We start from the raw sequence: 9,390 nt of genomic DNA, 5'->3' as shown, positions 1-9,390 counted from the left end.
CTTTCGACCGGCATCGCGTTTAGCGATTTCACTTCTTGACCTGTTCCGCCCAGTTCGGCGCATTGCTCTTGCCATCCAGGAAGGGCAGCACGGTCGGCACCAGGGCCGGCGATGCGAATGCCTCGTAATGGGTAAGATCGGGCAGGATCGCCAGCCGGTTCTTCGGCATGTTCTCGCGCATCCAGCCGGCATCCTTCAGGCCGCCGCCGAGCTTGTGATAGAATTCGACGATGTGCTCCGGGCGGATCATGTCGCTGTCGCCGAAGACCAGCATGACTGGCATGGTCAACCTGGCGACCGCATCGGAGAAATCGTAGTCCCGGCGCATCAGGTCGCCCATCGCGTCGAGGAGCCGCGGGAATTCGGAGACATCCGGCGCTACCGCCTTGTAGGAGATGAACATCGGCGTCTCCTTCATCATCTCGGCCATGGCACCGCTGACGGCTTCCTGCTGGGGGATCATTTCCGGGAAGAAGCCGTTCTTGGCAAAGGGTGCCGAGGCGATGACGAGCCGCCGCACCTTTTCGGGTGACTGTGCGGCCATCTGCAGGGCGATGCCGCCGCCCATCGAATAACCCAGCACATCGACCTGCCCGTAGCCGAGTTCGGAGACGATCTTGCCCATGTCGGCGCCCATGGCTTCCAGGCTGAACGGCTGCTTGCCGAGCGACGTGCGGCCATGACCCTGGAGGTCGACGCCGATGACCTGGCGGTGCTGCGTCAGCGCCGGCATGATCGGCGCGAACATATCGACGGAGCCCAGACCGCCATGAAGCAGCAGCAGCGGTTCGCCCTCCCCGCGGATCTCGTAATAATAGTTGATGCCGCCGACCTCGACATAGCCCTTCTTCGACGGCTCGGCGGCGATCGCCTGGGGTGTGGCCGCTTTCGGTTCCTGCGCTTCGGCCGGAGCCGGAACGAACGATGCGACGACGGCTGCAATTGCGGTGGCCAATATCCTGATCGACATGATGTCCCCCTCGATGGATTGGTTGGTGATGCCCCAAGGACGAAGAGGATAAGCCCGGGCCGACAATCCACGCCGAAATTTCTTCGCGCAAAAGAAAGTCCCGCCGCGAGGAGACGGCGGGACAGGTAGATTGGAGGTCAAAGTATTATTCTTGTGCGGCGGCTGCAGGGGACGAAAGCCGCCTGATTGTCTTCGGCGCGGCCTAGGGATATGCCGGCCGAAGCTGGTCTTCACGGAAGTAAACACACGGGAAACCGCAATGTTCCACTATTCGTTAACGACGTATTGTTAAGATTGATGAACTTCTATGCTGGCATCAATGAGGCAGGAATGGCCGTACCGAATTTCCGCTTTACCCACTACGACTTGAAGCCGCAGCGCGCGGGGACGACGATCGAGGTGACGTTGAATGCGGTCAACAACGTGCGCCTGATGAATGCCGCCAATTTCCAGCGCTTCACGGAACTGCTCGATTTCAAATATGTGGGCGGCATCGCCAAACGATCCCCTATCCGCCTGGTCATCCCGGAGGCGGGCCATTGGCACGTCATCGTCGACATGGAAGGCCATCACGGTCTGGCGGAATCCTCCGTTAGGCTGATCGGAGCGCCGGCCAACGTCGTGGCTCAGAAACACGCCTCCTGATCGGCTGCCAGAAGAGTTTCACTTCGGATTTCGTTCCTTGCGAAGCTTGGCCCACCAGTCGAGCCGTTTGCGGATGTCGCGCTCGAAGCCGCGTTCCGGCGGATCGTAGAACGTCTGCCGGCCCATCTTTTCCGGAAAATAGTCCTGACCTGAAAAGGCCTCCGGCTCGTCGTGATCGTAGCGGTAACCCTCGCCATACCCCTCGCCCTTCATCAGCTTGGTCGGGGCATTGAGGATGTGCTTGGGCGGCAGGAGCGAACCGTTTTCCTTGGCGGCGCGGGTGGCAGCCTTGAAGGCGGTATAGACCGCGTTGGATTTCGGCGCGGTCGCCAGATAGACGCAGGCCTGCGCAAATGCCAGCTCGCCTTCCGGCGAACCGAGATAATCATAGGCATCCTTGGCGGCGTTGCAGATGACCAGTGCCTGCGGATCGGCAAGACCGATATCCTCGATGGCCATGCGAACCAGCCGACGGCCGAGATAAAGCGGGTCCTCGCCGGCATCGAACATCCGCGCCAGATAATAAAGCGCCGCATCCGGATCCGAGCCGCGCACCGACTTGTGGAGCGCCGAGATCAGATTGTAGTGGCCATCCTGCGCCTTGTCGTAGACCGGGGCGCGGCGCTGGACGATCTGGGTGAGGCCGGTCGTATCGAAGACCTCCCCTTCCCTTGCGGCGCGCCAGACCTCTTCGGCAAGCGTCAACACGGCGCGGCCGTCGCCATCCGCCATGCGGATCAGGCTTGCGCGGGCGTCGTCGTCGAGCGGCAGCGGCTTGCCTTCGGCCTGTTCCGCGCGGGTGAGAAGTTCGCTCAGGCTCTCCTCGTCATGGCTGCGGAAGGTCAGCACCCGGGCACGCGACAGAAGAGCGGCGTTGAGTTCGAAGCTCGGGTTTTCGGTGGTCGCACCGACCAGGATGACGGTGCCATCCTCCATGACCGGCAGGAAACTATCCTGCTGGGCACGATTGAAGCGATGGATCTCGTCGACGAACAGCAGCGTCTGGCGACCGTCCATACGGCGCAGGCGGGCGGTCTCGAACACTTTCTTCAGGTCCGCGACGCCGGAGAAGATCGCCGAGATTTGCTCGAACGCCAGCCCCGCCTCGCCCGATAGCAGCCGTGCGACTGTGGTCTTGCCGGTGCCGGGCGGTCCCCAGAAAATCATCGAGCCGAGCGAACCCGAGTCGATCATTCGGCGTAGCGCGCCATCTTCGCCGGTCAGGTGCGGCTGACCAGTGACTTCGGCAAGCGACTTCGGCCGCAGGCGGTCGGCGAGCGGCCGCCGGTTGGCGACCTCTTCCGGGACCTTCGGCGCGAAAAGATCACCGCTCATCGAAAGAACTGCCTGATACGCTGGCCGTCGCGCTCGATCTCGACCCGCCAGAAACCCGGATCATCGTTGAGCATGGCTTCCATGCCCTTGGTGCTGGTGACGGCAGTGCCGTTGAGCGAGATCAGGATGTCCTTCGGCTGGAAGCCCAGGCGCGCAGCGGGAGAGTTGCGCGTCACGTCGGTCACGATCACGCCGCTCTTTTCGGCCGGAATGTGCAGCTCGGTCGCGAGCTTCGGCGAGAGGTTGGCGATCCTCAGGCCGGCGAAGGGATTGCGGCCCTCGACAAGCCGCTCGTCGCGCGGCGTGGTTTCCGGCGCAGTGTTGAGTGCGAGGTTCACCTGCCGCTGGCCGTCCGCCGTCTGGACGGTGAGCGTCGCCTGCTTGCCGAGACCGGCGGTCGTCAGCCGGTAACCGAGCGCATCCGGATGCTCGACCGCAATGCCGTTGACGGCGATGACCACTTCGCCGGGCTTGAGGCCGGCCTTGTCCGCCGGTCCGCCCTCGACAACGCGGGTCACCAGAGCGCCGCGCGCGGTCTTGAGGCCGAGCGCTTCGGCAACATCCGAATTGACCGCATCGAAGCTCGCGCCGACGAAGGGGCGTTCGAAGCTCTTCTTGCCCTCGGAAGCTGCTGCCAGAAAGACTTTGACGAGGTTGGCGGGGATCGCAAAACCGATGCCGTTCGAACCGCCGCCGCGCGAAAAGATCGCGGTGTTGATGCCGATCAGCTCGCCGTTCATGTTCATCAGAGCGCCACCGGAATTGCCCGGATTGATCGAAGCATCGGTCTGGATGAAGAAGCCGAAATCGCCCGTGGTGATCTGGTTGCGGGCAAGTGCGGAGACGATCCCGCTCGTCACTGTCTGGCCGACGCCGAACGGATTGCCGATCGCCAGCACGAGGTCGCCCACCTCGACGCGATCGGAATCGGCGACCGGCAGCACCGGGAAGTGCTCCTTCGACTTGATCCTGAGCACCGCAAGATCGACACTCTCGTCCTTCAGCACGACATCGCAGGGGAATTCGCGGCCATCCGCAAGCGCGATCTTGATGTCGTCGGCACCTTCGATGACGTGGTTGTTGGTAACGACGAGGCCATCTGCCGCAAGGATCACGCCCGAGCCGAGCGAGGACTGCTTTTCCGAACGGTTCGGCATTCGCTGGCCGAAGAACTGCTCGAAGAAGGGGTCCCCCGCAAACGGATTGAGGCGCTGCACGACCCGTTCGGCATAGACGTTGACGACGGCGCCGGCGGTCTGCTTGACCAGCGGCGAGAAGGAGAGCTGCATTTCCTGGCGGCTCTGTGGCACCACCTTGTCCTGGGCGAGTGCCGCGACTGGCATCAGGAAAGCGAGAGCGAGAAGGCCGGTCGTCACGCATTTCGGCATGGTCAGCATGTAAGTCCTCATTTGAGAAAATCCGGATCGATTTGTAGCGTGGAAAACTAGAAAGGAAAGGTGGCGGAACAACGGAGATTGTGGCGAAAACCGTCAACCTTTTTCCCTATATAGGTTCAAAATCGGGAGAAAGACATGAACTGGCTGACAGGTATGAAAGGCTGGGCAAAGCGGCTGAAACGCGACATTCTGGCGTTGTGGCTCGCTTCGCGCGACCGCCGCGTGCCATGGCACGCCAAGCTGGTGGCCGGCGCGGTCGCGGCCTACGCCCTGTCGCCGATCGACCTCATTCCCGATTTCATTCCCATTCTCGGTTATCTGGACGATCTGCTGATCGTGCCGCTCGGCATTCTCCTTGCTATCAGGTTGGTGCCTGCGCCGCTGATGAGCGAGTTCCGCAGCCAGGCCGAACGTTGGGCCGAAAGACCCACGAGCCGCACCGGCCTCGCCTTCATCCTTTCCATCTGGTTCTGCTGTCTCGTCTTCGCTCTCTGGAGCCTCTGGGAACTGAGCTGATCTCCAGGCGTTGCGCATCGAGATCAGGAGTGCAGCCATGAGACATTTGACCATCGCCATCGCCTCGACGTGCCTTCTTATCGGCCTGACGGTCGCAGCCAGCCCTCGGACCGCGTCGGCAGCGAGCTTCGACTGCGAGCGCGGCGATCTTGCCGCCGACGAGAAGGTGATCTGCGACACGCGCACGCTCAACGACGCCGACGTGAAGATGGTGACAAGTTTCGACATCCTCACCGGCCTGATGGCAATGGGAAACCGCGGCAAACTGCAGGACGAACAGAGCGCCTGGCTGAAGAAACGCCAGGCCTGCGGCGAGGATGTCGAATGCATCCGGTCAGCTTATACCGAGAGGCTGAAGCAGCTGGACGAGGCGTATAAGAATTTGAACCGGCCGCTTTAGGAGTTTTCGCCCTGACCACTCGGCGTTACGGCGAGAATGTCGCGCCCGGCTCAAAGATCGACATAGGCCTTTCGATCCTCGTCGCTACCCCACTCATCGAACGTGGCAAAGGGATCGTCGACCGATGGGAAAGCACGGGAGATCAGCACGCGGCCATCTGGCTCGAGCGTGTAAACAGGCTCATCGCCCCTCCGAAGCTTCAGGGTTGTACAATCGGGCTGTGGAATGGTCGCTTGCGCATCGCTTAGCGCGATATGATCGCTTTGACGGGCGGCGTATTCGAGCGCGGCAACAATGTCCGGCGCTTCCAGCGACGGGTGGTCTTCTAGAATTTCTTCATGCGTTGCCCCTGAAGCCAACAGTTCCAGGACATCTTTCACCCGGATGCGCAGCCCGCGGATTGTCGGGCGTCCCGAACAGATGTGCGGATCGAAAGTGATGCGATGAAGCTCGGACATTTCTCACCCCTCGGGCAATAGAAACATCAACATAACACAAAGCGCCGACAGGAGAACCCGACGGCGCCTTGTGAATTTTCAACACAGCTGCCTGCCGTGTCTTATTCCGGCAGAATCCGCACCGCGCCCTTGTCAGCGCTCGCAGCAAACGCAGCATAGGCCTTCAGCGCGGTGGTAACGTTGCGCTTGCGGGGCTGCGACGGCTTCCAGCCCAAGGCGTCCTGCTCTCTGCGGCGCTTGGCGAGTTCGGTGTCCGAAACGGCAAGGTTGATCGTGCGGTTGGGGATGTCGATCTCGATCTTGTCCCCTTCCCGCACCAGGCCGATCGTGCCGCCGTTTGCCGCTTCCGGGGAAGCATGGCCGATCGACAGGCCGGATGTGCCGCCGGAGAAGCGGCCGTCGGTGATCAGAGCGCAGGCCTTTCCGAGGCCCTTCGACTTCAGATAGCTGGTCGGATAGAGCATTTCCTGCATGCCAGGGCCGCCCTTGGGGCCTTCGTAGATGATGACCACGACGTCACCCGCGACGATCTCGTTGGAGAGGATCGCCTTGACGGCGGCATCCTGGCTTTCGAAGACGCGCGCCGGACCGGTGAACTTCAGGATCGAGTCGTCGACGCCGGCCGTCTTCACGATGCAGCCATCGATGGCGATATTGCCCTTGAGGACCGCCAGGCCGCCGTCCTTCGAGAACGGATGTTCAACGGAGCGGATGACGCCCGCCTCGCGATCCGTGTCGAGGTCGTCCCAGCGGGCTTCCTGGCTGAACGCCACCTGGGTCGGTATGCCGCCAGGTGCTGCGCGGAAGAAGTTGCGGACCGTCTCGCTGTTGGTGCGGGTGATATCCCAACGGTCGATCGCATCGCCGAGCGTTTCGGCATGCACCGTGTAGCAATCGCGGTTGAGCAACCCGCCCTTGTCCAGCTCGCCGAGGATCGACATGATCCCGCCGGCGCGGTGGACGTCTTCCATGTGCACGTCGGCCTTGGCCGGTGCTACCTTGGAAAGGCACGGCACGCGGCGCGAGAGCTGGTCGATATCGTCGAGGTTGAAATCGACCTCGCCTTCATAGGCGGCGGCGAGGATGTGCAGGACGGTGTTGGTGGACCCCCCCATGGCGATGTCGAGCGTCATGGCGTTCTCGAAAGCCTGCTTGGTGGCAATCGAGCGCGGCAGGACGGAATAGTCGTCCTGCTCGTAATGACGGCGGGCGATATCGACGATCAAATGACCGGCCTCGACGAACAGGCGCTTGCGGTCGGCATGGGTCGCGAGCACCGAGCCATTGCCGGGCAGCGACAGACCGAGCGCTTCGGTCAGGCAGTTCATCGAATTGGCGGTGAACATGCCTGAGCACGAGCCGCAGGTCGGACAGGCCGAACGTTCGATGACCTTGACGTCCTCGTCGCTCATCTTGTCGTCGGCGGCGGCAACCATGGCGTCGATCAGGTCGAGCGAATGGGTCTTGCCCTTCAGCACCACCTTGCCGGCTTCCATCGGGCCGCCGGAGACGAAGACGGCCGGGATGTTGAGGCGCATCGCGGCATTCAGCATGCCGGGGGTGATCTTGTCGCAGTTGGAAATGCAGACCATGGCGTCGGCACAGTGGGCGTTGACCATGTATTCGACCGAGTCGGCGATGATTTCGCGCGACGGCAGCGAATAGAGCATGCCGTCATGGCCCATGGCGATGCCGTCGTCGACGGCGATCGTGTTGAATTCCTTGGCGACGCCGCCTGCCGCTTCGATCTCGCGGGCGACGAGCTGGCCCAAATCCTTCAGGTGCACGTGACCGGGCACGAACTGGGTGAAGGAGTTGACCACCGCAATGATCGGCTTGCCGAAGTCCGAATCCTTCATGCCCGTCGCGCGCCAAAGCCCGCGCGCGCCTGCCATGTTGCGGCCATGGGTCGTGGTTCTCGAGCGGTAAGCTGGCATGGTGTTGTCCTCGATCTCTTCTTGCGGGCCGGCACAGTCTACCGTTTTCGGGAGGCGCGCGCAAAAAGCCCGTGGTTTTGCGGCTTTCCTAGCGCAAAGCGTCCGGAGTGTCACTATCACGACAGGCCAAAGCGGTACGGTTGGAGCCGGCTGTCCGACGACGCCTCACTTCACCCGCAGTTCATCCGGATGGATGTCGAAGTGGTCGAGGATCATCTTGACGTTGCGGCGGTGTGATTTGAAGAAAAGGTCGAAGACATCGCCCGCCAGCGGCACGCTGCCGAGCAGGGAGTCCGCGGCAATGTTGCCGAGCATCCAGGTAAGCTTTGCCGGCGGCAGGCCGAGCTTTCGGGCTTCGTTGACGATGTAAAGGCCGACCAGCGCGCCGCCCGCATCGCCGACGAGCGGGATGAGGCCGAAGACCGAATCGGCGCCGAAACGGATGCGGGTGCCGGGAATGCCGATTGCCGTATCCATCAGCCGCGCAATGCCCGAAAGGCGGCGCAGGCGCCGTAGTCTCTCAGTGCGGTCGGCGAAGGTTTCGTGGCTTCCGGCATCCCATGTGCGTGCCGTCATCTGCAATCTCCTCTTATTCGGCGAATGGCCCTGCGATGAGAACTGAAGAACTCGAAATGGGGTTCCATCGACGGCATTTCCATCCGCAAACCTCCGGTTTTTCACGCAAACGTGGTTCGAACCAATCTTCCCGCCGCTGTGAAACCTTTCGGTTCCGCGTTACGTATAGGAGCAAGAAGGCACTCGTTGCCGTAGAGGAGATTTTCGACATGCTCGCCTATCGTCCGCCGCATATTCCGGCTTCCGAAATCACCCCCCGCGATATCTACATGTCGCGCCGGAATTTTATGGGCGCTGCGGCCGTCGCCGGGCTTACCTTTGCAGGAGCCGACAGCGCGTTTGCCGCGCCGCTGACGGCCAGCCCCGGCGCCTATAAGGTGGACGAGAAGCTGACCCCCAAAGAGGYGGTCACCACCTACAACAATTTCTACGAATTCGGCGTCAACAAGGAAGATCCGGCCGCCAATTCCGGCGACTTCAAGCCGACGCCGTGGTCGGTCAAGGTCGATGGGATGGTCGGCAAGCCGAAGGAATTCGGGCTCGAGGAACTCATGAAGATGAAGCTCGAGGAGCGCACCTACCGGATGCGCTGCGTCGAGGGCTGGTCGATGGTGATCCCGTGGATCGGTTTCCCCCTGTCTGCCCTTCTCGACCAGGTCGAACCGCTCGGTAGTGCAAAATACGTCGCGTTCGAAACCGTGGTGCGGCCGGAGCAAATGCCGGGCCAGAAGGGCTTTTTCCAGGCACTGCCTTGGCCCTATGTCGAAGGCCTGCGGCTTGACGAGGCGCGCCATCCGCTGGCGATCCTCGCGGTCGGCCTTTACGGAGAGACGCTGCCGAACCCCAACGGGGCGCCGATCCGGCTCGTCGTGCCATGGAAATACGGTTTCAAGAGCATCAAGTCGATCGTCAAGATTTCGCTGGTCGAGAAGCAGCCGCAAACCACCTGGAAGAATGCCAACGCACGCGAATACGGCTTCTATTCCAACGTCAATCCGGCAGTCGATCACCCGCGCTGGAGCCAGGCGACGGAACAGCGGATCGGCGAAGGCGGCTTCTTCGGCGCCAACCGCCGCCCCACGCTGCCCTTCAACGGCTACGCTGATCAGGTGGCGAGCCTCTATGACGGTCTCGACCTGAAGGCGAATTATTGAGG

10 protein-coding genes are annotated in these 9,390 nt (G+C 62.0%); 4 read left to right on the top strand and 6 right to left on the bottom strand.

All coding sequences use genetic code 11. The annotated features are described in order from the left end of the window. Window positions 1–28 precede the first annotated feature (28 nt). Window positions 29–970 (bottom strand): alpha/beta fold hydrolase, encoded by a 942-nt coding sequence (locus tag AC1DLT_RS29000; RefSeq protein ID WP_477489024.1) that lies wholly within the window; start codon window positions 968–970, stop codon window positions 29–31. Between the two features lie 330 nt (window positions 971–1,300). Here AC1DLT_RS29000 and AC1DLT_RS28995 point away from each other — a divergent pair, with 330 nt between their 5' ends. After that, complete coding sequence (locus AC1DLT_RS28995; RefSeq protein ID WP_038585897.1) at window positions 1,301–1,615, top strand: DUF1883 domain-containing protein; 315 nt, start codon at window positions 1,301–1,303, stop codon at window positions 1,613–1,615. A gap of 18 nt (window positions 1,616–1,633) precedes the next feature. Here the strand turns inward: AC1DLT_RS28995 and AC1DLT_RS28990 are convergent, their stop codons facing one another. Both AC1DLT_RS28990 and AC1DLT_RS28985 read right to left on the bottom strand, forming a co-directional pair. Beyond that, window positions 1,634–2,950 (bottom strand): replication-associated recombination protein A, encoded by a 1,317-nt coding sequence (locus AC1DLT_RS28990; RefSeq protein ID WP_477489023.1) that lies wholly within the window; start codon window positions 2,948–2,950, stop codon window positions 1,634–1,636. Next, entirely contained in the window at window positions 2,947–4,347 is a 1,401-nt protein-coding gene (locus AC1DLT_RS28985; protein ID WP_477489045.1) for a DegQ family serine endoprotease, read from the bottom strand. Before AC1DLT_RS28985 ends, AC1DLT_RS28990 begins: the two co-directional genes overlap by 4 nt. A gap of 135 nt (window positions 4,348–4,482) precedes the next feature. On the opposite strand from AC1DLT_RS28985, the gene AC1DLT_RS28980 reads away from it, so the two are divergent. Further along, the gene (locus tag AC1DLT_RS28980) at window positions 4,483–4,863 is read left to right on the top strand and encodes a YkvA family protein (RefSeq protein WP_477489022.1); all 381 of its coding nucleotides are present in this window, start codon (window positions 4,483–4,485) and stop codon (window positions 4,861–4,863) included. A gap of 37 nt (window positions 4,864–4,900) precedes the next feature. Further along, complete coding sequence (locus tag AC1DLT_RS28975; RefSeq protein ID WP_477489021.1) at window positions 4,901–5,263, top strand: lysozyme inhibitor LprI family protein; 363 nt, start codon at window positions 4,901–4,903, stop codon at window positions 5,261–5,263. A 50-nt stretch (window positions 5,264–5,313) separates the two neighbouring features. Here the strand turns inward: AC1DLT_RS28975 and AC1DLT_RS28970 are convergent, their stop codons facing one another. The 3 genes from AC1DLT_RS28970 to AC1DLT_RS28960 form a co-directional block, all read right to left on the bottom strand. Then, the gene (locus AC1DLT_RS28970; protein ID WP_477489020.1) at window positions 5,314–5,721 is read right to left on the bottom strand and encodes a DUF433 domain-containing protein; all 408 of its coding nucleotides are present in this window, start codon (window positions 5,719–5,721) and stop codon (window positions 5,314–5,316) included. Window positions 5,722–5,822: 101 nt separating this feature from the next. Then, window positions 5,823–7,658 carry a dihydroxy-acid dehydratase gene (ilvD, locus tag AC1DLT_RS28965; RefSeq protein WP_477489019.1) on the bottom strand — a complete coding sequence of 612 codons (1,836 nt, stop codon included), beginning with the start codon at window positions 7,656–7,658 and terminating at the stop codon, window positions 5,823–5,825. A gap of 165 nt (window positions 7,659–7,823) precedes the next feature. Then, on the bottom strand, window positions 7,824–8,234 hold the full coding sequence (locus AC1DLT_RS28960; protein ID WP_477489018.1) for a DUF4112 domain-containing protein: 411 nt from the start codon (window positions 8,232–8,234) through the stop codon (window positions 7,824–7,826). Window positions 8,235–8,443: 209 nt separating this feature from the next. On the opposite strand from AC1DLT_RS28960, the gene msrP reads away from it, so the two are divergent. Beyond that, complete coding sequence (gene msrP / locus AC1DLT_RS28955) at window positions 8,444–9,388, top strand: protein-methionine-sulfoxide reductase catalytic subunit MsrP (protein ID WP_477489017.1); 945 nt, start codon at window positions 8,444–8,446, stop codon at window positions 9,386–9,388. Window positions 9,389–9,390: the final 2 nt, after the last annotated feature.

Source organism: Neorhizobium sp. 05N33 (assembly GCF_056397445.1).
Note: the sequence above shows the minus strand (reverse complement) of the source record. Positions and strands in the feature narration are given on the sequence as shown.

What these genes read in the sequence shown, in the direction of transcription:
- AC1DLT_RS29000 (WP_477489024.1), bottom strand. Translation starts at nt 970, where the DNA reads ATGTCGATCAGGATATTGGCCACCGCAATTGCAGCCGTCGTCGCATCG.
- AC1DLT_RS28995 (WP_038585897.1), top strand. Translation starts at nt 1,301, where the DNA reads ATGGCCGTACCGAATTTCCGCTTTACCCACTACGACTTGAAGCCGCAG.
- AC1DLT_RS28990 (WP_477489023.1), bottom strand. Translation starts at nt 2,950, where the DNA reads ATGAGCGGTGATCTTTTCGCGCCGAAGGTCCCGGAAGAGGTCGCCAAC.
- AC1DLT_RS28985 (WP_477489045.1), bottom strand. Translation starts at nt 4,347, where the DNA reads ATGCTGACCATGCCGAAATGCGTGACGACCGGCCTTCTCGCTCTCGCT.
- AC1DLT_RS28980 (WP_477489022.1), top strand. Translation starts at nt 4,483, where the DNA reads ATGAACTGGCTGACAGGTATGAAAGGCTGGGCAAAGCGGCTGAAACGC.
- AC1DLT_RS28975 (WP_477489021.1), top strand. Translation starts at nt 4,901, where the DNA reads ATGAGACATTTGACCATCGCCATCGCCTCGACGTGCCTTCTTATCGGC.
- AC1DLT_RS28970 (WP_477489020.1), bottom strand. Translation starts at nt 5,721, where the DNA reads ATGTCCGAGCTTCATCGCATCACTTTCGATCCGCACATCTGTTCGGGA.
- ilvD (WP_477489019.1), bottom strand. Translation starts at nt 7,658, where the DNA reads ATGCCAGCTTACCGCTCGAGAACCACGACCCATGGCCGCAACATGGCA.
- AC1DLT_RS28960 (WP_477489018.1), bottom strand. Translation starts at nt 8,234, where the DNA reads ATGACGGCACGCACATGGGATGCCGGAAGCCACGAAACCTTCGCCGAC.